The following is a 26,133-nucleotide window of genomic DNA, read 5'->3' on the forward strand; positions in this document are numbered from 1 at the left end:
TTTCATAAGAAAAGTGTAGTTTTTTTGTAATATTATGTTGTTAGACCTTTTTACTTCTGTTATTATAGATTATAGGATAAATTTGACCTACATGGGTTATTTTTGTCCCGATTACTCTAGTGATAAGTGTTAAAAAATAAACAACGAGACTAGAGCAGTCTATAATTAGGGAGGAGATAAGATATGATGTATTCAAGAGAAGTGGAAGAAATGTGCGTTGTTGCTAAGGGACCTAATCATGGACCTGCGCCAATTCCTGTTGAAGGAAAATGGGTACAAGCTAAAGAAGTAAAAGATATTTCAGGATTAACACACGGTGTGGGCTGGTGTGCGCCTCAACAAGGAGCTTGTAAATTAACTTTAAATGTTAAGGATGGAATAATTGAAGAAGCATTAGTTGAAACAATTGGATGTTCAGGAATGACACACTCAGCTGCTATGGCTTCAGAAATATTACCAGGAAAGACTATATTAGAAGCATTAAATACTGATTTAGTTTGTGATGCTATTAACACAGCTATGAGAGAATTATTCCTTCAAATAGTTTACGGAAGAAGCCAAACTGCTTTCTCAGAAGGTGGATTACCAATAGGAGCTGGATTAGAAGACTTAGGAAAAGGACTTAGATCACAAGTTGGTACTATGTACGGAACAGTTGCTAAGGGATCTAGATACCTTGAAATGGCAGAAGGATATGTAACTAAAGTAGCTTTAGATGCAAATGGAGAAATAATCGGATATAAATTCGTTCACTTAGGAAAGATGATGGAAATGGTTGCTAAGGGAATGGATGCAAACGAAGCTATGGAAAAAGCTACTGGACAATACGGTAGATTTGATGAAGCTGTAAAAGTTATAGATCCAAGACACGAATAATTTGAAGGGGGAACAGTATAATGGCATTATTTGAAAGTTATGAAAGAAGAATTAATCAAATCATTCCTGTATTAGAAAAGTACGGAATGAGTAAAATAGAAGATGCAAAGACAGTTTGCGATGAAAAAGGTATAGATGTTTACGAAATCGTAAAATCTACACAACCAATCGCTTTTGAAAATGCAATGTGGGCTTACACTTTAGGTGCTGCAATTGCAATTAAAAAGGGATGTACTAAAGCTGCAGAAGCTGCAGAAGCTATTGGAGAAGGACTTCAAGCTTTCTGTATTCCAGGATCAGTAGCAGATGATAGAAAAGTTGGTCTTGGACATGGTAACTTAGGAGCTATGCTTTTAAGAGAAGAAACTAAATGTTTTGCTTTCTTAGCAGGACACGAAAGCTTTGCTGCTGCTGAAGGAGCTATTAAAATAGCTGAAAAAGCAAACAAAGTAAGAAAAGAACCATTAAGAGTTATATTAAATGGTTTAGGAAAAGATGCAGCATACATTATATCTAGAATAAATGGATTTACTTATGTTGAAACTAACTTCGATTTCTACACAAGTAAATTAGAAATAGTTAGAGAAGTTCCATATTCAAATGGACCAAGAGCTAAGGTTAAATGTTATGGAGCTAACGATGTTAGAGAAGGTGTTGCTATAATGCATCACGAAGGAGTTGACGTATCTATTACTGGTAACTCAACTAACCCAACAAGATTCCAACATCCAGTTGCAGGAACATATAAGAAAGAATGTGTTGATCAAGGAAAGAAATACTTCTCAGTAGCATCAGGTGGTGGTACAGGAAGAACTCTTCACCCAGATAACATGGCAGCAGGTCCAGCTTCTTATGGTATGACAGATACTATGGGAAGAATGCACTCAGATGCACAATTTGCAGGATCATCTTCAGTTCCAGCTCACGTTGAAATGATGGGGTTAATTGGAATGGGTAACAACCCAATGGTAGGTGCTACAGTTGCTGTTGCAGTTGCTATTGAAGAAGCGATGAAATAAGAATATTAAGTATTGTTTACACATAAAAAAGTTTCGAAAAGAATTATAAAAAAGTTTAGATAAAAGAGTCTCATATGAAATTTTAATAATTTCATATGGGGCTTTTTTTATTAAATTAGAAGAATGTTATCTTGAATGTTTAAGATTTAGCATAATAATATTATTGTTAAATATATTAAGTTATAAAGAGTAATAATTAGTGAAAGTTAAGAATTATTTTACCTTTATTGATAATTTTAATTTATATAAGGAATTTATATTACTATATAGCAATATAATATATAAAAAATTGAAGAATTAGAAAAAAATATATTGACAATAAATGACTGCTAAGGTATCATATGTACAAATAAAAAGGATAAAATTGGTTATTGTTAATTGAAATTTTATTTAATTATTGGTTTAAGTTTAAAATTTCTATTGATAAATTAAATAATATTCTTAAATCTAATTTAAGAATATTATTTTAACATTAAATGTACAAGCAAAATAGACAATATTTTGAGAAGAAAATAATAGAAGGAAATAGAAAATAATAGAAAAATATCAAAAGGAGGTTTTTGATAGGGTTTTACTGATTATTATTAATATTAAATAATATAAATTTAAAAAATATAAAAAGGGGGAAAAGTAATGAAAAAAAAGTTAATTTCTTTACTAGCAGCTGGCGTAAGTTGCATGATGCTACTTGTAGGCTGTGGAAGTAATGGTTCTGGAGAATCAGGAAGTGGAGCAGAAAAGGATAGCGAGCAAGTATTAAACACTATTTATTTTGACGTTGCAACTTTAGATGCTAACGATACTACTGATAACCAAAGTTCATCTATTCTTAACGCAGTACAAGAAGGTTTAGTAAGAATAGAGAATAATGGAGAAAGTGACGAGATAGTTGCAGCTGGGGCAGAAAGTTGGGAAACATCAGAAGATGGGTTAACATGGACATTCAAATTAAGAAAAATGGATTGGTCAGATGGAAAACCAGTAATAGCACAACATTATGTTGATTCTTTCCAAAGAATATTAAATCCAGATAATGGTTTTGCTTATTCATTTTTAGCATATGATATAGTAGGTGCAGAAGAATATAATACAGGAAAAGGTTCATTAGATGCAGTAGGAGTAAAGGCTGTTGATGACTATACTTTAGAATTTAAATTAAAGCATCCACTACCATACTTTGTATCTAAGGTATCTTATACAGTATTCCACCCAATTAGATTAGATGTTATTGAAAAATTAGGTGATAAATATGCAAGTGAAATTACAGACACAGTATATAATGGACCTTTTAAGATAGAGAGTTGGGACAATGGTAACTCAATGGTATTAGTGAAAAATGATACTTACTGGGATGCAGAAAATGTATATCTTGAAAAGATTAACATGACTGATATTAAAGAGTTTGCTACTCAAGCTCAATTATTTGAATCACAAGAATTAGATATATCAGGAGCTCAAACAGATTACATTGAAAAATGGACTGAAAGAGCTGATGCAGGAGAATTCCAAAAGCTTACTGGAGAAGATCCAGGATCATTCTACTTATACTTTAACCAAACTAGTAAGTCAGCTGATGGAATATTAAAGAATGCAAAAATAAGAAAAGCTATTGGATTATCAATAGAAAGAGATGTTTACACTAAGGATTTAGTTGGTAGATTCGAATCTGCTTATGGAATAGTTCCAACTGCTATAAATTCTGGTGATGAGAAATATAGAGATAAAGTAGAAGGACCTTTAGTTGCTGATTCTAAAACATATGTAAATAACAAAGAAAAACTTCAAGAGTTATTTAAAGAAGGATTAAAGGAATTAGGACTTCAAACAGATGATTTAAGTAAATATGAGTTAACTTACTTAAATCAAGGTAGTTCAGAATTACAAAAACAAAGAGCTGAATGGATGGCTCAACAAATTAGTGGAAACTTAGGTATTAAAATAAATGTTGAAACTCAAGCGGACTGGGGAGTTTATTTAGATATAATGGACAAGTTAGAATACGACTTTACATTATCAGGATGGTCAGCAGATTACAACGATCCAATGAGCTTCTTAGATATTTGGGTATCAAATGGTGGAAATAACCATACTGGTTATGCTGATGCTAAATACGATGAATTATTAGCATCTGTATATAAGGAAACAGATCAAGATAAGATAACAGAGATTTATAAAGAGTTAGAAACTAAATTAGTTAATGAAGATGCTGTTATTTCACCAGTTTATTATACTGATAAATACTCATTCTATCAAAACTATGTTAAAGATATTCAATTTACTTCATTTGGATCAGTTTACGAATTTAAGCATGCATATATACAAGGGAAAAACTAATTAAAATAAAACTATAAGGCACTGTATAATGCACATCAACAAATGTTGGTGTGCATTAATTGAATTTCGAAAGGGAGAGGATTATGGCAAAGTATGTTGTAAGAAGATTTATTGAAATGATTATAACATTATATCTAATTGGAACAGCTACATTTTTTCTTTTAGCTGCAGTTCCAGGGACAGCTATTGATAAGAAAATTCAAAAGCTACCAGAGCAAACAAAGCAAATAGTTATTGCTAAATATGGCTATGATAAGCCAGTAGTTGAAAGATACTTTATTACTTTAAAAAATTATATTGTAAAAGGTGAGTTCGGGGAGTCATTAGTTCATGCTGGAGATACTATTTCAAGTATTGTTGAGAAGAAAATGCCAGTATCAGCAAGGCTTGGAATACAACAAATAGCAGTAGGAGTAACATTAGGAGTTCTTTTAGGAATTGTAGCTGCTATGAAAAGAGGGAAGATTATAGATTATACCATTTTGGTGGGAGCAATGATACTTGCATCGGTACCTTCTCTGGTACTATCATTACTATTGCAAAAGTATTTAGCTAAGGGGACATTATTTAATTTACCTATAATAGGTTGGCCAAAAGGTGCAGATATTTGGTTTGGAGGGTGGAAGTACACTATATTGCCAACTTTAGCAGGGGCTGGAACATATTTAGCCTATTATGCAAGATTAATGAAAACTAGCATGTTAGATAGTATAAATCAAGATTATACACTTACAGCAAGATCAAAAGGTTTATCAGAAGTTACTATAGTTAAAAGACATGTTCTTAGAAACTCCTTAATTCCAATAATTACAGTATTGCCAGTAGCAATATCAGGGGTAATTTCTGGATCCTTCTTTATAGAGCGGGTTTTTGCAATTCCAGGAGCTGGACAATATTTTATTCAGGCTTCTAATGATAGGGATATTCCGATACTTATGGGATTAACATTGTTATATGCATTAATTTATTTAATAACAATATTTATTACAGATATACTTTATACAATAGTAGATCCACGAATAAGATTAGTGAAGTAAGTTGAGGTGAGGATTTATGAAGACTTTAAAAGATAAAAGATTTGATTTTGTAGATTCTTCTACATTAGATAGTGACTTAGTTGTAAGACCCAATATTAGTTATTGGAAGGATGCTTGGAGAAGACTTAAGAAGAATCCTGTTGCAATGGGAGCCTTATTTGTATTAATAGCAATTATTTTATTAGCTATATTTGCTCCAATTGTTAGAGATTTAGATTATCAAACAGTTGTAACTCAAAAGAAAAACTTATCCCCAAGCGGTGAATTTTGGTGGGGAACAGATGCTATGGGAAGAGATTTGTTTACAAGGGTTTGGATAGGAACAAGAATCTCTATTAGCATAGCTATTATTGCAACTATAATAGTTATAGTAATTGGATGTTTATATGGTGGTATAGCAGCATATATAGGTGGAGTAGTAGATGAAGTAATGATGAGAATTGTTGAAGTGTTAAACAGTATTCCATATTTAATAATCACATTATTAATCCTAGTTGTTTTAGGAAATGGATATTTCCAATTGATGTTAGCTTTATGTTTAACTGCATGGACAAGTACTGCTAGAATGATAAGAGGACAAATTCTTCAGTTAAGGGAAAGTGAGTATGTTTTAGCAGCGGAAGCTTTAGGGGCATCTCCACTTAGAATAATATTAAAGCATTTATTACCAAATACAATTGGACTCATAATATTAGATGTTGCATCAACAATTCCAAGTGTAATTGTTTCAGAGACAATACTTTCATTCTTAGGACTTGGATTAAATATTCCAGTCTTTAGTTTAGGGTCATTATTATCAGCAGGACAACAAGCTATGGCCTTTTATCCTTATCAATTATTATTCCCTACAGTAATTTTATGTTTATTAATTCTTTCATTTAATGTTTTAGGTGATGGTTTAAGGGATGCTCTAGATCCAAAATTAAGGCAATAGGAGGTATATAAGGTATGGAAAAGTTAATTAATAATAATGAATCAATTTTAGATGTTAAAGATTTAAAAGTATCTTATCATACTTATGCAGGAGAGGTGCAATCAGTTAGAGGAGTATCTTTTGATGTTGCAAGAGGAGAAGTACTAGCTATAGTAGGAGAATCAGGATGCGGGAAAAGTGTAACTGCTAGAGCTATTATGTCTTTAATATTAGGACCACAAGGTGAAATTAAAGATGGTAGTAAGATATTTTTTAATGGTGAAGATATATTAGGCTATGATAAGAAAAGAATTAGAGAATTTAGAGGTGGAGAATGTGCAATGATATTCCAAGATGCGCTTACATCTCTTAATCCAACTATGAAGGTTGGTAAGCAAATAATAGAAAATTTAGTAGCTCATAGAAGTATGGATAAAAAGTCTGCACGAGAAGAAGCTATTAAAATACTTGAATCTGTAGGAATTCCAAATGCTAAAGAAAGAATAGATCAATATCCACATCAATTTTCAGGTGGAATGAGACAAAGGGTTATGATAGCTATTGCTGTTGCTTGTGAGCCTAAAATTTTAATAGCAGATGAACCTACAACTGCACTTGATGTTACAATTCAAGCTCAAATACTTGAATTAATTAATGAGCTAAAAGATAGATTAAATACAGCAGTAATATTAATTACCCATGACTTTGGAGTAGTTGCAGGAATGGCAGATAAAATTGCAGTAATGTATGCTGGACAGATTATAGAAAGTGGTGAAAAGAGAGAAATATTCTATAATCCTAAACATCCATATACTTGGGCACTTTTGAACTCAGTTCCTAAACTAGGTTGGAAAGGGAAACAATTACTAGATACAATAAAGGGGACACCTCCTGACTTAATTGCACCACCAAAAGGCTGTGCATTTGCAGCGCGTTGTAAGTATTGCATGAATATTTGTTTAGAGGAGGAGCCAAAGGAGTATTCATTTGGGGATATACATAAAGCGAAATGCTGGTTATATAGTGAAGAGCTACCTGAGGAGATATTAGAAGAAATTATGGAGGAAAGAAAAAATGGCTAATGGAGATAATGTAATTTTAGAAGTAAAAAATTTAAAAAAATATTTCAAAATTGGAAATAAAGATATTCTAAAAGCAGTAGATGATGTTTCCTTTGCCATTAAAGAGGGAGAGACTTTAGGTTTAGTTGGAGAATCAGGATGTGGTAAGACTACTTGTGGAAGAACTGTTATTGGTTTATATGATAAGACAGATGGGGAAATCTTATATAATGGAAAGGCAATAGACGGATTAAAGGGAAAAGAAAAAAAGCAGTTTAATAAGGAAGTCCAAATAATATTCCAAGATCCATATGCATCATTAAATCCAAGAATGACTGTTGCTGATATTATATCAGAAGGAATAGATATTCATGGGTTAGCTAAATCAAAAGCAGATAAAGATAAAAGGGTTTATGAGTTGCTTGAGCATGTAGGATTAAACAAAGAACATGCAAATAGATTTGTTCATGAGTTTTCAGGTGGACAAAGACAGAGAATAGGTATAGCTAGAGCCTTAGCTGTAGAGCCAAAGTTTATATTATGTGATGAACCTATATCAGCACTAGATGTATCAATTCAAGCGCAAATTGCTAACTTATTAATTAAATTGCAAAATGAATTAGGGTTGACTTACCTTTTTATTGCCCATGACTTATCTATGGTTAAGCATATTTCAGATAGAGTAGCAGTTATGTATTTAGGTAGTATGGTTGAACTAGCTGAATCAGAAGTATTATTTAATAATCCTAAACATCCATATACAGAAGCATTAATGTCAGCTATTCCTATAGCAGATCCGGATATAGAAGAGAACAGAAGTAGGATTATGTTAGAAGGAGATGTACCTAGTCCAATAAATACTCCTAAGGGATGTAAATTCCAAGGTAGATGCAGTAAGTGTATGGAAATATGTAAAACTGAAGAACCAGAATTTAAGGAAATAGAAAAAGGACATTTTGTGGCATGTCATTTATACTAATTAGATTTTAGGAGATAAACGTATGGAAAAATTTATTGAAGTAATAAAAGATTTAATTAAATGCATTATTTGGGGAAGCATTATATCTTTAGGAATTATTTTAGTAGTTGGAATAATTTCATTATTAGTACCAAATGTTAATTGGAGGCAATCGTTACAAAATGTAAGAAGTGCTTTACTGCTAATTGGAGCATTAGGAATGATTTTGGGAGCTCTCTTAATATTAAAGAAAAGAGGCGTGAAGGAATTATCCTTTATAGATCAGTGGAAAGATAAGTATAGTGTATTTAGCTATAGAATTGTATTAATAGTAGTTAGTATCACAATTATCTTATATGGAGGATTTATAGATTGGTTAATAATTGCTTTTAAAATAATAAGCTAGATTGTTTTATATCAAAATTTAATTATAAAACTATTTTTTTAATTAACTTTAAATTTTATTTGTTCTGGTAATAGTAATGATTTTAAGAGTGTAATATTTTAAGTAAAGCATCTAAAGAGTTTTGTGTTAAATAGTATATTTAACCTTTTAAAGAAATAATAAATATCTCTTCTTGAAAAGGAATTTTACTTATGGTATAATAATTTCAAGGCAGAGTACAATAATATTATTAAAACAAAGAGGTATAAATATGAGTGATAAAATCAAAACTTGGTTGTATATTGTAGGTGGAATACTTTTAATAGGAATAGTTGCAGCTTTAGCTTTTAAACTTTTATTTCTTTTATTTCCGGTACTACTAGTTTTATATTTATTTTTCAAAATAAGAAATTATTTTAGAAAAGATAATAGTAGTTCAACAGGTAGTTATACAAAAGAATACGAGACATCATATAATAATGATATAACAAATGGTGTTGATGATTCTGCTGGTGACGTTATTGATGTTGATTATGAAGATGTTGATAAATAAATTTGATATAAAGACTCAGCCTAGGCCTAATATATATGCCTAGGCTGAGTTTTCTTGTAAGAGGGGATAAGCATGAACTTTAGAAAACTAAAAATATTTTATGAAACTGCAATACATTTAAATATGACGAAGGTGGCAAAAAATATGTATATAAGTCAGCCATCCATTAGTCAAAGTATTAATGAGCTTGAGCAAGAATTAAATGTAAAATTATTTGATAGAATAGGTAAAAAGTTATTCTTAACTCATGAAGGGGAAATATTTCTAAATTATACGAGAAGAATATTAAACTTGTATGATGAAGGAGTAAAGACAGTAAAAGATTGTTCTATAAATTCAGGAGGAAAAATTGTAATAGGAGCTAGTACAACAATTGGAATATATATATTGCCTGAAATAATTAAGGAGTTTTCAGCAAGTTTTAAAAATATAGATATTTCTTTAATTATTGAAAATACTAAGACTATTGAAAGATTGATACTTGAAAATAAAGTAGACTTTGCTTTTGTAGAAGGTGAAATTTCTTCAGATGAAATAATTAAGGAAACAGCCTGGAAAGATGAATTAGTTTTTATATGTGGTGATGCCAATGAACTTAAAAACTATGATTCAATTAAAGGAGAACAATTAGAAAATCAAAAGATTATTATGAGAGAAGAGGGAAGTGGAACAAGGGAGCATACAGAACTTTTTTTAAGAAAGAATAAGATTAAGTTTAATAAATTTCTAGAGCTTGGAAGTACCGAAGCTATTAAAAAGACAGTGGAGGCTAATTTGGGAGTCGGATGTTTATCTTATAGGGTTGTAGAAGATAGAATAGAGCTAGGTAAGTTATTTAGCTTTAGATTAAAGGAAGGGAAAATTGAGAGAGATTTATATCTAATTATACATAAGGATAAATTCATTTCTAATAATATGAAGAAGTTTATAGAATATTCCCGAAATAATAACATATAGGTAATAGGTTATTATTATTATAAAATAATAGTATTTTGCTTTTTGATGCATAATATCTATAATAAGTTTAGACAAAATTATAGATATTGAGGTGAGACTTTGAAAAATTTAAAAAGCATTTGGAAAGGACTATTGGTTTGTCTTATTATTGGAATTTTATCTGAGTACTTAGGAGGAATATTTGAAAAGGTTGGGGCAGCAACCTTTGCTATATTTATTGGAATACTTCTTGGAAATACTCTTTTTAAAGATAAAAGTTATAATGAAGGTACTAAGTTTGCAGAAAAAGATTTACTGAATTACTCAATTGTTCTTATGGGAGCTAATTTAAATCTTGGGCAAATTTTAGGTCTTGGATTTAATGGATTAATATTTATTATTATTCAAATGACTTTAACCATTATAGCAACTATTTATATAGGGAAAAAGCTTAAGTTTAATAGGAAATTTTCACTACTTATGGCAGCTGGAAATTCAGTTTGTGGATCTTCAGCTATTGGTGCAACAGCTCCAGTTATAAAGGCAGAAGATGATGATAAGGTAATGTCAATTACTATTGTAAATGTTACTGGAACTATTCTTATGATACTACTCCCTCTCATTACAATGGCATTATATAACAATGATGTATTACACTCTTCAGCAATGATTGGGGGTACGTTACAATCAGTTGGGCAAGTTATAGGATCAGCTAAATTTATATCAGAAGATGTAGTTAATTTAGCAACCATTTTTAAAATAATCAGAATAATAATGATTGTTGCAGTTGTAATTATTTTCGAAAAGATTAATAATGATAAAGAAATTAAGGACATAAGAAAAGAAATTAAAACTAATGATGGCAAGGCAGAAAGTAAATTCATAAAAAATCTAAAGAAAATAAAAATTCCATGGTTTATTTATGGATTCTTTGCAGTATGTATCTTATATACTATAGGAATTATACCTGATGTAGTATCAAAAGCATTTAAATGGGTAAGTAGTAATTTTGAGATTATTGCTTTAGCTGGCATTGGAATGAGAGTTAAGTTTGAAGAATTAGTTAAAGAGGGACCAAGAGGTATGCTTTATGGTGGATTAGTTGGTATATGCCAAATAACAATTGCTATAATTTTGATTTCAATATTATTCTAATTTGAATTTAATATTCATTTTAAATAAATATTTATATGTCAATTTCATCTATAATTGTAAAACCTTAATTTATAAGTTATAATTAATTTGTAAAAATTTATATATTGGGGGGCTAAGAATGAAAAAAATAACAATGAATACACCATTAGTTGAAATGGATGGAGATGAAATGACAAGAATCCTTTGGGTTATGATTAAGGATGAATTGTTAAATCCATTTATTGATTTAAAAACAGAATATTATGACTTAGGTTTAGAATATAGAAATGAAACTGATGATAGTGTTACTGTTTTAGCAGCAGAAGCAATAAAGAAATATGGAGTTGGTGTAAAGTGTGCAACTATTACGCCTAATGCAGCAAGAGTTAAGGAATATAACTTAAAAGAAATGTGGAAAAGTCCTAATGGAACTATTAGATCAATTTTAGATGGTACTGTTTTTAGAGCACCAATTATAGTAGATTCTATTAAACCTTATGTTAGAACATGGGAAGAACCAATAACTATTGCTAGACATGCCTATGGAGATGTATATAAAGACGTTGAAATGAAAATTGAAGGCAAAGGAAAAGCTGAATTAGTATTTACTAGTGAGAGTGGTGAAGAACAAAGAGAACTTATCCATGATTTTAAAGGTGATGGAGTAGTTCTTGGAATGCATAATTTAAATAAATCTATTGAGAGCTTTGCAAGAAGTTGTTTTAACTTTGCAGTAGATACAAAGCAAGATCTATGGTTCTCAACAAAGGATACTATTTCTAAGAAGTATGATCATACTTTTAAGGATATATTCCAAGAAATATACGATAATGAGTACAAGGATAAGTTTGAAGAGTTGAATATAGAATACTTCTATACTTTAATAGATGATGCTATAGCTAGAGTAGTAAAATCTAATGGTGGATATATTTGGGCTTGCAAAAATTATGATGGTGATGTAATGAGTGATATGATTGCAACAGCTTTCGGATCATTAGCTATGATGACTTCAGTTTTAGTTTCTCCTGATGGATACTATGAATATGAAGCTGCTCATGGAACAGTGCAAAGGCATTATTATAATCACTTAGAAGGTAAAGAGACTTCAACTAATTCAATAGCTACTATTTTTGCATGGTCTGGTGCATTAAGAAAAAGAGGAGAATTAGATAATATTAGTGATTTAGTAGAATTTGCTGATAACTTAGAAAAAGCTTCTCTGCAAACTATTAATGAAGGATTTATGACAAAGGATTTAGCATTATTATCAAACATAGAAAATATTACAGTAACTAATTCTGCTGATTTTATTAAGCAAATTAGAGTTAGATTAGAAAGAATTTATAATAATTAAGTAGTTTATAACTACTTTTTTCCTAGAATAAAAAGCACCTTATATATTAAGACTATATGTGGAGGTGTTTTAATGGCTCATAAAAATAACAAGAATTCAAAGAAAAATAAAAAAGCAGGTCAAAAGACTAGAGCAGAAGTTAGAAAGATGCAAGTTGAGACAGCAGATGAAGTAGGATATTCAAAAGAGTCTAGAAAATTAGGGAAAAATAAACCAAGAAAAGAAGATAATTAATAAAAAAATAAAAGGATTCTATATCCTTTTATTTTTTTATAGAAATCTTTTATAGATTAACTTTTTTTACTATTTTGTAAATTTTAAATAACTTCATAATATTCAAATGAAAAGGTATAGATATTTTTAGCAAAAGATGTAATAATAGAATAGAGTATAAATTTCAAGGGGGACTTTAGATGAGCAGTTATAACATAAGTATAAGTATAAATTATCCTATAGAGAGGGTTTTTAAAGTTTTTATAGATTTAAATAAGAGAGAAATCCCTAAATTCAATAATAAAAATCCGAAGGATACAAGCTATACAAGAACTATAAAATATGTAGCAAAGAAAAAAATAGAAATGACTACTACAGTAACTGAATATGAGAAAAACAAGCTTTACGAAGTTACTAATACTATTGAAGAAGATAAGTATATATCAAGATATGAATTTACTGAGTTAGGACCAAATTCTACAGAATTGAAGATTTTTGAAATTCAAGAGATGAAGGGATTTTCATCTTCTATAACACTTATATTAGAAAAGTTTGGTGCTAAGAAGAAACTTAAAAATAAAGCTAACGGAATAAAAGAAGCTTTAGAAGCAGAATTAGAAAGAAGAGATGGTAAATCAGCTTTAGAGCTTGATGCTGAAGAAGAAATGGCCGTTGAAGAAGTCGAAACTGAAAACTAAGCTTAGGATATATAAAATTGAACATAATAAAAAGGGTTGCCTGTGACAGCCCTTTTTTATTATAAGCAATAATATTTTTATAAGATACTAAAAGGTAAAGTTACCATCTTTAAAGATTTGAATTTCTTCATTATCTTTATTAAATCCGATAATATTTAAATCCTTAGTGCCTATCATAAAATCTACATGAATTATAGAATTATTTGCGCCCTTATCAAATAATTCTTTAGCAGGCATTTTTTCACCATTTTCAATACAAGTAGGATATGCTTTACCAAAAGCAAGATGGCATGCAGCATTTTCATCAAATAATGTATTATAGAAAATTATATTAGAATTAGATATTGGTGAATCATAAGGGACTAATGCAACTTCTCCTAAGTAGCTAGCACCTTCATCACTAGATAATAATTCTTTTAATGTTTCATATCCTTCTTTAGCAGTAAAATCAACTACTTTACCATCTTTAAATGTTAGAGTAAAGTCATTTATTAAATTACCACCATAGATTAATGGCTTTGAAGATGAAACAGTACCATTTACTCCATTTCTCTTAGGAAGAGTAAAGACTTCTTCTGTTGGCATATTAGCGTTGAATTCTAATCCATCAACAGATTTCTCAGCGCCACCAAGCCAAATATGATCTTCTGGTAATTCAATAGTTAAATCTGTTCCAATTGAATTAGTATAGTGTAGTTTAGTGAATTTATTAGTATTTAAAAACTCTAAAGTTTTATCTATATTAGAATTATGTTCATCCCAAGCTTTAATTGGATCCTCTTTATCTAATCTTACTACTTTAAATATAACATCCCATAATTTTTTTACAGCTTCTTCAGAATTTGAATTATTAAATACTTTTAAAGCCCAAGCATCTGTAGGAACTGATACTACAGTCCAACGAATTTTATTTGACATAGAATAATTATAATATTCATTTAAAGCTATTTGTCTGTATTTTTGGAAAGTTGATATTTTATCAGCTGGAATTCCTTTATAAGCATCAGGATCTTGTGCTGATATTGATATAACTGCGCAACCTTCTCTTGCATAAGAATTATATGACTCAGAAACCCAGTTAGGTACATCTTGTAATGTTTCTATAGAAGCATATTCTAATTTTAGCCTTTGTAACTTTTGATCACCATAGTGAACAACTACATCTTTAGCACCTTCTTTATAAGCCACTTCAGCTATAGCTCTTGCAAAATCTGTACATTCCACAGGAGAATTAATTAAAAGAACCTGACCTTTTTGTAAATTAACTCCCTTTTTAACAGAAAGATAAGCGTATTTATCTAACATTTTATTGTCCATATTATTACCTCCACGCTATCATATATATTTTTCAATCAATAATCTATATGTATAGTTTTATAAAATTATAGATTAAAAATACTTTATAAGTAAATTATCTAAATTGAAAGAATATATATAATTTAATTTCTATATGTTTATTTTTGCACAATATAGAAAAATAGTCTAGACTAATTGATTATTTATTCTTGTTTAGAAGAATAATAATTAATATAATATATTGTACATAAAACGAAGGATAAGAGGTGAGTTATGTTTAATTTACTTAATACATTAGTAGATAATAACAAAAAATATGGAAAAGAAGGAAAATTAGCAGCATATATTCCTGCATTATTAGAAGCTGATCCTAATGATCTTGGAATATATATAGTTGATACTAGAGGGAATGAATATTTTTCTGGAGATTATAATAAAAAATTTACTATACAAAGTATTTCTAAAGTAGTGTCTTTAATTTTAGCGATTAAAGATAATGGAAGACATAATGTTTTTAAAAAGGTAGATGTTGAACCTACAGGAATGGGATTTAACTCTATAGTTAATTTAGAAGCTAGTGATTCAGGAAAACCTTATAACCCTATGATAAATGCTGGAGCTATTATGACTTCATCCTTGATTGATGGAAGGAATGTAGAAGAAAGATTAAAAAAGATATTAGACTTCTTAAAAATAGTAACTAATAATAGTGAAATATGTGTAAATGAAAGAGTTTATTTATCAGAGAAAGAAACTGGAAGTAGAAATAGAGCTTTAGCATACTTTATGAAAAGTACAGGGGTACTAGATGGAGATGTTGAAGAAATATTAGACCTATACTTTAAGCAGTGTTCAATCGAATTAGATGCAAGAGATTTAGCAAGATTTGGAGTGGTTCTTGCTAATGATGGAATATTACCATGGAATAATGAAAAAGTTATTCCTAAAGAAGTATGTAGAATAGTAAAGTCTATAATGGTTACATGTGGAATGTATGATGCATCAGGAGAATTTGCTGTTAATGTTGGAATACCTGCAAAGTCTGGAGTAGGGGGAGGTATTATAGCAACTGTTCCAAGAAAATATGGAATTGGTATTTATGGACCTTCACTAGATGAGAAAGGCAATAGTATTGCTGGTCTGCAACTTATAAAGGATCTATCTGAAGAACTAGACTTAAGCATTTTTTAAACTGTATATTAATTAAAAAGTAATGATTTATTATGTTTTTAATAGTATAATTTATAATAAAAATAGCTTTAAGGAACTAGCACCTTAATTTGGAGGATAAAAATGGAAAGATTATTAATTTTAGATTCGAATTCTCTTTTAAATAGAGCTTTTTACGCAATTCCAGAATTAACTACTACAGATGGAGTTCATACAAATGCAGTTTATGGATTTGCTAATATGCTTTTTAAAATGAAAGAAGAATTAAGACCAGATTACGTAGTTGCAGCTTTTGATAAAAAGGGACCAACTTTTAGACATAAAGAGTATGAAGAGTATAAAGCAGGTAGAAAGAAGATGCCTGAAGAGCTTGCAGAACAATTTCCACTAACTAAGGAACTTCTAAATTTATTATCTATTACAAGATATGAAATGGATGGATATGAAGCAGATGATATTATTGGTTCCTTAGCTAAATTTGCAGAAAAAAATGATATTGAAGTATTTATAGTAACTGGAGATAGGGATGCGCTTCAATTAGCATCTAATAATATAAATGTTGTTATAACTAAAAAAGGAGTTACTGAAACAGCAGTATATAATTATAATACTTTTATTGAAGAATTTGGAGTTACACCAACTCAATTTATAGATGTAAAAGGTCTTATGGGGGATAAATCTGACAATATTCCGGGAGTACCAGGTGTTGGAGAAAAAACTGCTTATAAATTAATTCAAACTTATGGTTCTATTGAAGAAGTATTAAATAATATAGATAATATTAGTGGAAAGAAGTTAAAAGAAAACTTAGAGAATAATAGGGAATTAGCTATATTCAGTAAAAAACTAGCTACTATAATTACAGAAGCTCCTATAGAATTTGATTTAGATGAAATAAAGAGCCAAGATAATTATAATTATGAAGAACTAAAGAGATTTTTCTTTAAGCTTCAAATGAAATCAATGATTGATAAGCTTCCAGTGAGTAAAGGAAGTGAAGAAATAGCAGAAAAAGATGAAGATTTTAACTTTGAAAGTGTTACTGATGCAGATGCATTTTTAGAATTATCTAATAAGTTAGAAGACATATGTTATATTACATATGAAGTTGCTAATGGTGAAAGATACTCTGAAATAACATTAGATAAATTATATATTACGTCAAAGGATCTAACATATTATATAGATTTTAATAATATGTTATCATCTATGGGAGAAGAAGCAGTTAAGGGACTAAAAAACATTATGGAAAAGGAAAACTTGAAAAAAGTTATCCATAATGGAAAATCATTGATTACAATTTTAAATAAGTTAAATATTGAAATTAAAGATTTTATATTTGATACAGCAATTGCAGCTTATTTAATTAATTCAGCAAGAAGTTCTTATGACTTATTAACATTAGTGAATGAATACTTATGTGAAGATGTAAAAGGTGAAGATATAACATTAGAAGGAAAGCTTAATTATAAGCTAAAAGATGTTTATAGTTACTTTAAAGAAAAAATCGAAGAAGAAGATATGGAAGAATTGTATTACAAAGTTGAGCATCCATTAATATATGTTTTATCTTCTATGGAATCTTTAGGATTTAAAGTTAATAAAGAAATGCTGGATGAATTAGCAGCTAAGTTTAAGGAAGAAATTATAACTACAGAGAAAGAAATATTTGACTTAGCTGAAGAGGAATTTAATATAAATTCTCCAAAGCAATTAGGGAAAATTCTTTTTGAAAAGTTAGATTTGCCAGTTATTAAAAAGACTAAAACAGGATATTCAACTAATGCTGAAGTATTAGAAAAGCTTCAAGATAAGCATGAGATAGTACCTAAAATTACTTATTACAGACAAATAACTAAGCTTAATTCTACTTACGTAGAAGGATTAAAGAATGTAATAGATGTTGATGGTAAGATTCATTCTACATTCAACCAAACAGTTACAACTACAGGAAGATTATCAAGCACAGAACCAAATCTTCAAAATATACCTATAAAGTATGAAATGGGAAGAGAAATTAGAAAAGTATTTATTCCTGATAATGAAGAAGATATACTATTATCTTGTGACTATTCTCAAATAGAATTAAGAGTTTTAGCTGAAATGTCAAAAGATGAAAATATGATAAGTGCTTTTAAGGAACATAGTGATATTCATAGGAAAACAGCTTCAGAAGTATTTAGAGTTCCAGTTGAAGAAGTAACTTCATTAATGAGAAGTAGAGCAAAGGCTGTTAACTTTGGTATAGTTTATGGAATAAGTGATTTTAGCTTATCACAAGATTTACACATTACTAAAAAAGAAGCATCAGAATATATGGAAATATACTTTGATAGATATCCAAAGATTAAAGGATACTTAGATAGTTTAATTGAAGAAGCTAAAGAAAAGGGATATGTTTTAACTATTTTAAATAGAAGAAGATTTATACCTGAAATTAAGGCTTCTAATAAGATTGTAAAAGCTCTTGGGGAAAGACTTGCTATGAATGCTCCAATTCAAGGAAGTGCGGCAGATATTATTAAACTAGCTATGGTAAATGTATATAACAAGATAAAAGAAAAATCATTAAAAAGTAAGATTATTTTACAAGTACATGATGAATTAATCTTAAATGTAAAAAAAGATGAGTTAGAAGAGGTAAAGGCTTTAGTTAAGGAAGAAATGGAAAATGTTTTAAAAGTATCAGTGCCTCTAGAAGTTGATATTAATTTAGGTAAAACATGGTATGAGGCTAAGTAAGGGGGCTTAACTTAATGATTAAAGTAGGGTTAACAGGAGGAATAGGGTCAGGAAAAAGTACAGTAACTAAAATGCTCTGTGATAATGGGTTTGTTGTCATTGATGCAGATACTATATCAAGAGAGGTTCTTAAAAAATATCCAGAGATATTAGATAAGATAAAAATTGAATTTGGTTCTGGATTTTTCGACTGGAGAGGTGAATTTAGAAGAAGAGAATTTGGAAATCACATTTTTAGGTTTCCTAAGCAAAGGAAAAAGTATGAGGAGATAATTATCCCATATATAAAAGATGAAATATTTAAAGAAATAGAAAAGCATGAAAAAGCAGGAGAAAAATTAATTGTTCTTGATGCTCCAACCTTAATAGAAAATAATCTTCATTTAAATATGGACTATATAATAGTTGTTTGGGTAGATAATAATACTCAAATAATTAGAGTAAGAAATAGAGATAGGTTAACTAGAGATGAAGCAATTAATAGGTTAAACTCACAAATTTCCTTAGATAGAAAGAAAGATTATGCCCATATTATTATAGACAATAATGGAGATCTACTAAAAACTAAAGGTCAAGTAGATAAGGTAATGGATTTTTTAAATGTTATAAGTAAGTAAGGAGAAAATAATGAAATTTAAGCGTATATTAACTGTTTTAATTGTACTACTTGTAGCTTATTTTGCATTTATATTTGCAATGAAAAAGTACGTATACCCTTACCCATATGAGGAATATATAAATAAGTATAGTGAGGAATATGATTTAGATCCTTATCTTGTTTTAGCTGTTATAAAAACAGAAAGTAATTTTAATAAAGAAGCAGTGTCTAAGAAGGATGCAAAAGGTTTGATGCAAATTATGGATAACACAGGTGAATGGATAGCTAAAGAACTAGAAATTAATTATTTTATGCCATCTATGCTATTTGATCCTGAGTTAAACATTAAAATGGGATGCTGGTATTTAGAGAATTTGGAAAATGAATTTGATGAAGACTTAGATTTAGTTCTTGCTGCCTATAATGGAGGTAGTGGAAATGTGAACAAATGGCTAAGTCATGAAGAGTATTCAGAGGATGGAGAAACTTTAAGTTACATACCATTTCCAGAAACAAAAAAATATGTAGATAAGGTAAAAGCTAATTATAATATTTACAAATACTTATATAATAAGTAGAGGGTGCTGAAGCACAATGGAAAATTAAGAATGAATAATGAAGAATTAATGAAAAAATTCCTGACGGAGTTTTGAAAAGAAAATTACTTTAGTAATTCTGTAAGATTTACATCAATAATTCTTCATTTTTAATTTTTAATTCTTAATTTGAACTGTTTGTGCGACAGCTCCATGTTTTATTAATATTAAATGGGTCTATCAGTAAGGATAGACCCATTTTTAGTTATTTTATAATCTATATTATTGATGAAATATAGCAGTAATCCACTCATTGCTTTGATATTTATCTTGTAAAGTGAATCCGTTATTTTCAACAATATCTTTTACTTTATTAAAGCTCCATTCAACAAGACCAGATACTAGTAAGTTTCCGCCTTCATCTAGATGATCCTTTATAAAATTCATAAATAATTCGGTTTCTTCTCCGCCGATATTAATAAATATCCATTGGAATTTATCATTAATATTAACTTCATTATTTAATGCATTTCCTATTAAAACCTCTATATTGTAAAGGCCATTTAATTCAGAATTTAACATAACTTCATCTCTAACATCCCTTATATCAATAGCTGTTACTTTTGAAGCACCTGCAATAGAAGAAGCTATAGACAATATGCCAGAACCAGTACCTATATCTAATACCTTTTTATTAGTCAAATCAATTTTAGATAAAATAATATTTAAAAGATCTTGTGTAGTTTCATGAAGTCCAGTACCAAAAGCTCCTTGAGGACGAAATGAAATAATGTTTTTAGATTTATCTTTTTTAGCATCAGTAGATGATGATAACATCCATTCATCATTTATATGAACATCTGGAAAATCATATTCCTCATAGCTATTATTTACTTCTTCAATAGATATACAAGTAGAATCTAGGATAGAATTTACTTTTTCTATAAAAATATTAAGTGATGACTTATCTTCATCATAGGCAACTTTTATATCTATATCATTCACTTCTTTTTCTAAATATCCATAACCATATTCATCAGTAGTGATTTCTAAAGGACTTTCATAAAAAACATTATAAATATCATTAATATTTAATAATTCTATTTTTGAATCTAGTTCTTTAAATTTAATATTATAAGTTAATATAAACATAGAATAATCCCCCGAATTAATTTACTTTAACATTATTGAGTATAGTAACATTTCATTCTAATGTCAAGGAAGCCAATGGAAGAATGAATGTTAATAAATTACTTCTTATTTTTATTATATGATTTTTTCTTCTTTTTGATTGAGTATCCGAAAGAACCTAGAGGTTTTGCGTTTAAACCAAAATATTCTCCATGATTGTAGCAAATTAAGTTTGCTTTATTGAAACATATTTTACCTTTGTCATCTATAATATCCTCAGATACTTTAACATTTAAAACATCTAATAAAAATAAATCATGAGTTCCAAGTGGAGTTACACTTTTCACTTTACATTCAAGTGCTACTGGTGCTAAATCTATAGATGGAGTAGAAATTGAAACACCTTCATTTAGCTTGTAACCAAAATGTTTAATCTTATCTATTTTTCTACCAGATACTACGCCACAGTAATCAACAAACTTAACCATATCTCTAGATGGAAGGTTAATTACACATTCTTGGCTCTCTTTTATATAGTCATAAGAAAGTCTTTCAGGTCTTACCCCCATAGCTATTATTGGTTCCTTAGTACATACAGTACTAATCCATCCAACAGTAAAAGCATTTATTTTATCTTCAGAGTTTTTACATGTTACTACTACTACAGGAGTTGGGTTAAGCATTACGCTTCCCTTAAAATTTTGTTTTTTCATTTTATTACCTCAGTTCTAATTAATATAAAAGAGGTGGAGTCAAAGATACTGCCATAATACAGTCCCTTTGATAATCCACCTAAGTATTAAACTATTTATTGTTTAATAATATCTTCTTCTCCTTCTTCTTTTATTAGTATTAATTAATTTAATAACTAGTATTAGAAGAATTATTATTACAAGTACAATTACTATTGATAATATATATAAAGAAAGATTAGCTTTAATTATATCCATTTTAGAAAGATTTATTGTACCTTTAACATCCATTGAATATCCAGGAGTACTATAAGTTAATGTTACTTCTTTATTTCCACTTAAACTCCAAGCATCTTTATTATCATTATTATATGTAATAGTTGCCTTTGAATCATTAAAATCATTTTTATAATATTCAACATCTTCATTTAATGTAATTGGGGCAGTGATTTCTTTTTCAGCACCAAAGAATTTAAATGTTTTATAAGGTAAATCAACTGAACTTACTTCTTCACCGGCCTTTTTGAAGGTTTCTTTTTCAGCTGCATAACTGTAATTAGCTATTTTTTCTGTATCTTCAAATACATGAAGCCCAGTTGCACCGTATTCAGATTTTAATACTACTGTTACAAGATCTCTTCCATCTTTTTCATAAAAGCCTACAAAGCAATGGCCAGCTAAATCCTCAGTACCTGTTTTTCCACCTATGTTACCATTCTTGCCTAGATTTTTATTTCTAGTTTCTAGTATAATAGGTGCACCATTTATACTAATAGAAGTCTTAGCATTGCTTGGAGAAATAATCTCTCTTACCCACTCATTTTGGAAGGCAGCAACTGCTATTTTAGCTAAATCATAAGCAGTAGTTTCATTAACTTCTGTGTTACTAGGATTTAAAGGGTCAATTTCTAAACCAGATGGATTTTGAAAAACAGTATCTGTAAGTCCAAGTTCCTTAGCTTTATTATTCATCATAGCAACAAAATTATCTACAGTTCCACCTACAGATTCAGCCATTAAATAAGCTGTATCATTAGCTGAGAATATTAGTACTGCTTTCATAGTATCTTCAGCAGAGATTTTATCACCAGGTTTAATATTAGTATAATTATTTAATGATGTTTCTGTAACCTTTAGAACATTTTCAGAAAAGGTTAGCATGTCTGCTTTTGATTTGTTTTCTGCAAACAGTAAAGCTGTCATTAATTTAGTTGTACTAGCAGGTGAAAGCTTAACATCTGCGTTCTTAGAGTAAATAATTTCTCCAGTCTTTGCATCCATTGTAATAGCGGATTCACCAAGTATTTCTGGTGCTGTAGTAGTTGCCTCTATTGCACTAACGTTATTAGCTAAGGGTGCTAATAATGAAACAGAAAGAGCAAGTGCTAGCGTTTTTATTAGTTTTTTTACTTTCAAGTTCATCTCCCCATTTCTTAAGGTTTATTTTTTTACATATCTTAAAGTATAACATCTATATCTAATAATAACAATAAACAGATGAGTTGTTAAGTGGTTTAAATTACATCTAATATATTTTTATTAATTGTACATACTAAAATATCATAGGAGGTGGTTACTATAAAAAAAAATATTATTTTCTTAGTGTCTTTTTTTATTTTTATTAGCTTTAATTCTATCCATGTATCAGCACTATATACAACAGCTACTAAAAAAACAGTGTACTTAACATTTGACGATGGACCTTCAGTAAAAGTTACTAAAGAAATTATAAATATATTAAATGCCAATAACATAAAGGGGACATTCTTTGTAGTTGGAGATTATGTAAGTATCTATCCATATATTTTAAAAGATTTAGATGACAATAACATGGCTATAATGCCACACTGTAATTATCATGATTATAGTTCTCTATACAAAAGTGAAGACTCTTATTTTAATGATTTAGAGAATTGCACTAGAAGCATTCAAAAAGTAATAGGAAATAAGAAAATGAACTTTGTAAGGTTACCAGGTGGTGCTGATAATACTTATTGTGAAATTGATACATTAGAAAAGATTAAAACCAACCTTCTAAATAAAGAAATTAATTACTTGGATTGGACAATAGATTCTGGAGATTCTGAAAGCTATGATATATCAAAAGATTACCTAGTATCTAGAATAAGAGATGAAGGGTGCTTATATGATGTTGAAGTAGTTTTAATGCATGATTTAGGTGGAAAGAGTACTACATATGAAGCTCTTCAAGAAATAATAGATATATATAAGGACAGAGGATATGAATTTAAATCACTTAATGAAATACAGGATTATGAAATAGATTATCTAAAAAGTATAAATGTTTTAAATAAATAGAAAAGCAATATTAGGATTAATTTTATGTAATTAGTCCTAATATTGCTTAAAATACTATTATTTATTTTGTAATCTTTTCATCATAGAATCTTTTGCCTTTAACTCTAATGTATCATCTAGAGGTTCAAGAACAACATTTTCATATTTATTATTTAAAGCTATAGATAAGAATCTATCAGCTAGTTCAGGATTTTTTGATAAAAGGGATCCATGGAAATAGCTGCAGAAAGTGTTTTTATAAATACATCCTTCATATCCATCTTCACCATTATTACCATATCCAGTTATACATTTTCCAAGTGGATTTAATCCATTTATATAAGTTCTTCCAGAATGATTTTCAAAACCTACATAAGTTTCATTGAATTCTTCATTATGAATTATTGTATTTCCAATAAATCTAGTTTCACCACCATCAGTATGTATATCTAATATACCAAGACCTTCAATTCTCTCACCATTTGGAGCAATATAATAATTACCTAAAAGCTGATAACCACCACAAATAGCTATTACTACCTTATTAGATTCTACATATTCTTTTAATTTCTCTTTTTTGTTATTTTTTAAGTCATCTGAGACTATTGATTGTTCATAGTCTTGACCACCACCAAAGAAAAGAATATCAGTGTTTTCTACATCAAACTCATCATTTAATGAAGTGTTAATTATATTTACCTTTATACCTCTTGCTTCAGCTCTATGTTTTAATATTAATATATTTCCAACATCACCATATACATTAAGTAAGTCAGGATAAAGGTGACAAATATTAAGTTCCATAATTATTTCTCCTTTCTTACCATAATTTCTTTATATATCCTTTAGAATAAAGGTGTTTTCTATAATTTATCATTGCAGTATAAGTAGCTAATATATATATTTTATTATTATTACTATCTTTTATTTTAGATGTTAAATTTTCAAATTCTTCTTCAATAATAAATTTATCTTCTTTTAAGCCTGCAATCTTAAGTCTAACTGCCATATCATAGCATCTAAGTCCAGAAATAAAGACTTCATCTATATTTAAGGTATGTAGTTTTTCAAAGTCTACATCCCAAATCCATGAAACATCAGTACCATCAGCATAATTATCATTTAAAAGAAATGCGCAAGAAAAATTTTCTTTATTTAAGCATAATGTATCTAATGCTTGATTATATCCAGCTGGATTTTTAACTAGGATTATCTTTACTTCTTTTCCATCTATATTTAAGGCTTCTTGTCTACCAAAACTAGAATCTTGGTTTTCTAAAGATTTAACTATTGATGTATCTTTAATACCAAGCTCTTTTGAAATTGAAAAAGCACAAAGAGCATTATAGATGTTATAAATACCAGATTGACTAACTCGTATATCTAGATTATTAATTTTTACAGTAGAACTATCAGGTGATAGATCTAAAATTTCATTTACTGCATATTTTAATTCAGCTCTTTTAAAACCACAGCCTGTACAGTAAAAATCTCCAAGATGGTTATATGTAATATGATTATATTCATATGGAGACTTACAGAATTTACAGAACTTAGCATCTGCATTAACATCTATTTTAGTATCTTTATTTATTTTTGCGTTAAAACCATAAAATACAGTTTTATTTGGTAGTTCTAAATTACCTAATAAAGATTCATCACCATTTAGGACTAATGTTGTATCTTTAGTTAAAGTAATTCCTTCTAATATCTTATTTAAGGTAGTATATACTTCTCCATATCTATCTAACTGATCTCTAAAAAGATTAGTTACAGTAATTATTTCTGGAGTTATATATTTTGTTATATATTTTAAGTTTGCTTCGTCTACTTCTATGATGGCATAGGCATCTTCAGTTTTACTAAAGAATTTGTAGTTATCTATAAAAGTAGTAACTATACCAGGGAATAAATTTGCTCCTGTATTATTTGTAATTACCTTTTTACCATCCTCCTTTACTATGTTGTAAATCATACTTGTTGTTGTTGTCTTTCCATTAGTACCAGTAACTAAAACAACTTTATAGCCTTGAGATACTCTCTTTAGAATATTTCTATCTATTTTTAAGGCTACTTTTCCAGGGAAGGTAGTTCCCCCTTTTAGTATTGTTTTTGTGAGAAAAATTGTTATTTTTGAAGCTAATATGCTTATTATAGATTTAATACTAATATCATTCACCACCTTAATATACTTATCAA

Annotated in this window: 25 protein-coding genes; 19 read left to right on the plus strand and 6 right to left on the minus strand. The window is 29.0% G+C overall.

Annotated elements, in window-relative coordinates; genetic code table 11:
• Positions 1–183 precede the first annotated feature (183 nt).
• The 14 genes from GPX08_RS03925 to GPX08_RS03990 all read left to right on the plus strand — a co-directional run bounded on the left by GPX08_RS03925 (position 184) and on the right by GPX08_RS03990 (position 13,471).
• Positions 184–876, plus strand: a complete 693-nt coding sequence (locus GPX08_RS03925) for a hypothetical protein (protein ID WP_156625543.1) — start codon at positions 184–186, stop codon at positions 874–876.
• 20 nt (positions 877–896) lie between these two features.
• A complete protein-coding gene (locus tag GPX08_RS03930; protein ID WP_156625544.1) occupies positions 897–1,895 on the plus strand; it encodes a GGGtGRT protein in 999 nt (332 codons plus the stop codon).
• Between the two features lie 633 nt (positions 1,896–2,528).
• Positions 2,529–4,229: a peptide ABC transporter substrate-binding protein gene (locus GPX08_RS03935; RefSeq protein WP_156625545.1), complete on the plus strand. Its 1,701-nt coding sequence runs from the start codon at positions 2,529–2,531 to the stop codon at positions 4,227–4,229.
• A gap of 83 nt (positions 4,230–4,312) precedes the next feature.
• Positions 4,313–5,266: an ABC transporter permease subunit gene (locus GPX08_RS03940; protein WP_156625546.1), complete on the plus strand. Its 954-nt coding sequence runs from the start codon at positions 4,313–4,315 to the stop codon at positions 5,264–5,266.
• A gap of 16 nt (positions 5,267–5,282) precedes the next feature.
• Entirely contained in the window at positions 5,283–6,200 is a 918-nt protein-coding gene (locus GPX08_RS03945; RefSeq protein ID WP_156625547.1) for an ABC transporter permease subunit, read from the plus strand.
• Positions 6,201–6,214: 14 nt separating this feature from the next.
• Positions 6,215–7,261 carry an ATP-binding cassette domain-containing protein gene (locus tag GPX08_RS03950; protein ID WP_156625548.1) on the plus strand — a complete coding sequence of 349 codons (1,047 nt, stop codon included), beginning with the start codon at positions 6,215–6,217 and terminating at the stop codon, positions 7,259–7,261.
• A complete protein-coding gene (locus tag GPX08_RS03955; protein WP_156625549.1) occupies positions 7,254–8,219 on the plus strand; it encodes an ATP-binding cassette domain-containing protein in 966 nt (321 codons plus the stop codon). The genes GPX08_RS03950 and GPX08_RS03955 overlap by 8 nt, the downstream gene beginning before the upstream one ends.
• Before the next feature lie 22 nt (positions 8,220–8,241).
• Entirely contained in the window at positions 8,242–8,604 is a 363-nt protein-coding gene (locus tag GPX08_RS03960; protein WP_156625550.1) for a hypothetical protein, read from the plus strand.
• 250 nt (positions 8,605–8,854) lie between these two features.
• Entirely contained in the window at positions 8,855–9,136 is a 282-nt protein-coding gene (locus tag GPX08_RS03965; protein ID WP_156625551.1) for a hypothetical protein, read from the plus strand.
• A 72-nt stretch (positions 9,137–9,208) separates the two neighbouring features.
• Complete coding sequence (locus GPX08_RS03970; RefSeq protein ID WP_156625552.1) at positions 9,209–10,093, plus strand: LysR family transcriptional regulator; 885 nt, start codon at positions 9,209–9,211, stop codon at positions 10,091–10,093.
• A 99-nt stretch (positions 10,094–10,192) separates the two neighbouring features.
• Positions 10,193–11,227 (plus strand): putative sulfate exporter family transporter, encoded by a 1,035-nt coding sequence (locus GPX08_RS03975; protein ID WP_156625553.1) that lies wholly within the window; start codon positions 10,193–10,195, stop codon positions 11,225–11,227.
• Positions 11,228–11,345: 118 nt separating this feature from the next.
• Positions 11,346–12,560 carry an NADP-dependent isocitrate dehydrogenase gene (locus GPX08_RS03980; RefSeq protein ID WP_156625554.1) on the plus strand — a complete coding sequence of 405 codons (1,215 nt, stop codon included), beginning with the start codon at positions 11,346–11,348 and terminating at the stop codon, positions 12,558–12,560.
• A 72-nt stretch (positions 12,561–12,632) separates the two neighbouring features.
• Positions 12,633–12,794 carry a small, acid-soluble spore protein, alpha/beta type gene (locus tag GPX08_RS03985; RefSeq protein ID WP_156625555.1) on the plus strand — a complete coding sequence of 54 codons (162 nt, stop codon included), beginning with the start codon at positions 12,633–12,635 and terminating at the stop codon, positions 12,792–12,794.
• A 179-nt stretch (positions 12,795–12,973) separates the two neighbouring features.
• On the plus strand, positions 12,974–13,471 hold the full coding sequence (locus tag GPX08_RS03990) for a DUF3284 domain-containing protein (RefSeq protein ID WP_156625556.1): 498 nt from the start codon (positions 12,974–12,976) through the stop codon (positions 13,469–13,471).
• An 87-nt stretch (positions 13,472–13,558) separates the two neighbouring features.
• Here GPX08_RS03990 and GPX08_RS03995 read toward each other — a convergent pair whose 3' ends face one another.
• Positions 13,559–14,788 (minus strand): aminopeptidase, encoded by a 1,230-nt coding sequence (locus tag GPX08_RS03995; RefSeq protein WP_156625557.1) that lies wholly within the window; start codon positions 14,786–14,788, stop codon positions 13,559–13,561.
• Between the two features lie 252 nt (positions 14,789–15,040).
• Here GPX08_RS03995 and glsA point away from each other — a divergent pair, with 252 nt between their 5' ends.
• The 4 genes from glsA to GPX08_RS04015 all read left to right on the plus strand — a co-directional run bounded on the left by glsA (position 15,041) and on the right by GPX08_RS04015 (position 19,855).
• The gene (gene glsA / locus GPX08_RS04000) at positions 15,041–15,958 is read left to right on the plus strand and encodes a glutaminase A (protein WP_156625558.1); all 918 of its coding nucleotides are present in this window, start codon (positions 15,041–15,043) and stop codon (positions 15,956–15,958) included.
• A 102-nt stretch (positions 15,959–16,060) separates the two neighbouring features.
• A complete protein-coding gene (polA, locus tag GPX08_RS04005; RefSeq protein ID WP_156625559.1) occupies positions 16,061–18,679 on the plus strand; it encodes a DNA polymerase I in 2,619 nt (872 codons plus the stop codon).
• A 14-nt stretch (positions 18,680–18,693) separates the two neighbouring features.
• Positions 18,694–19,296, plus strand: coding sequence for a dephospho-CoA kinase (locus GPX08_RS04010; protein WP_156625560.1), 603 nt, complete (start codon positions 18,694–18,696; stop codon positions 19,294–19,296).
• Between the two features lie 10 nt (positions 19,297–19,306).
• Positions 19,307–19,855, plus strand: coding sequence for a transglycosylase SLT domain-containing protein (locus tag GPX08_RS04015; protein ID WP_156625561.1), 549 nt, complete (start codon positions 19,307–19,309; stop codon positions 19,853–19,855).
• A gap of 240 nt (positions 19,856–20,095) precedes the next feature.
• Here the strand turns inward: GPX08_RS04015 and GPX08_RS04020 are convergent, their stop codons facing one another.
• From GPX08_RS04020 to GPX08_RS04030, 3 genes are all read right to left on the minus strand, one after another.
• Complete coding sequence (locus GPX08_RS04020) at positions 20,096–20,965, minus strand: hypothetical protein (RefSeq protein WP_156625562.1); 870 nt, start codon at positions 20,963–20,965, stop codon at positions 20,096–20,098.
• Between the two features lie 98 nt (positions 20,966–21,063).
• Entirely contained in the window at positions 21,064–21,657 is a 594-nt protein-coding gene (locus tag GPX08_RS04025) for a flavin reductase family protein (RefSeq protein WP_156625563.1), read from the minus strand.
• Between the two features lie 102 nt (positions 21,658–21,759).
• On the minus strand, positions 21,760–23,052 hold the full coding sequence (locus GPX08_RS04030) for a D-alanyl-D-alanine carboxypeptidase (protein WP_156625564.1): 1,293 nt from the start codon (positions 23,050–23,052) through the stop codon (positions 21,760–21,762).
• A gap of 153 nt (positions 23,053–23,205) precedes the next feature.
• On the opposite strand from GPX08_RS04030, the gene GPX08_RS04035 reads away from it, so the two are divergent.
• On the plus strand, positions 23,206–23,955 hold the full coding sequence (locus GPX08_RS04035; protein ID WP_156625565.1) for a polysaccharide deacetylase family protein: 750 nt from the start codon (positions 23,206–23,208) through the stop codon (positions 23,953–23,955).
• A 57-nt stretch (positions 23,956–24,012) separates the two neighbouring features.
• On the opposite strand, the gene GPX08_RS04040 is transcribed toward GPX08_RS04035, so the two are convergent.
• Positions 24,013–24,738 (minus strand): glutamine amidotransferase, encoded by a 726-nt coding sequence (locus tag GPX08_RS04040; RefSeq protein ID WP_156625566.1) that lies wholly within the window; start codon positions 24,736–24,738, stop codon positions 24,013–24,015.
• A gap of 16 nt (positions 24,739–24,754) precedes the next feature.
• The gene (locus GPX08_RS04045) at positions 24,755–26,113 is read right to left on the minus strand and encodes a DUF1727 domain-containing protein (protein ID WP_156625567.1); all 1,359 of its coding nucleotides are present in this window, start codon (positions 26,111–26,113) and stop codon (positions 24,755–24,757) included.
• Positions 26,114–26,133 lie beyond the last annotated feature (20 nt).

The sequence above is a fragment of the Clostridium tertium genome (assembly GCF_902652255.1).
GTDB lineage: Bacteria > Bacillota > Clostridia > Clostridiales > Clostridiaceae > Clostridium > Clostridium tertium_A.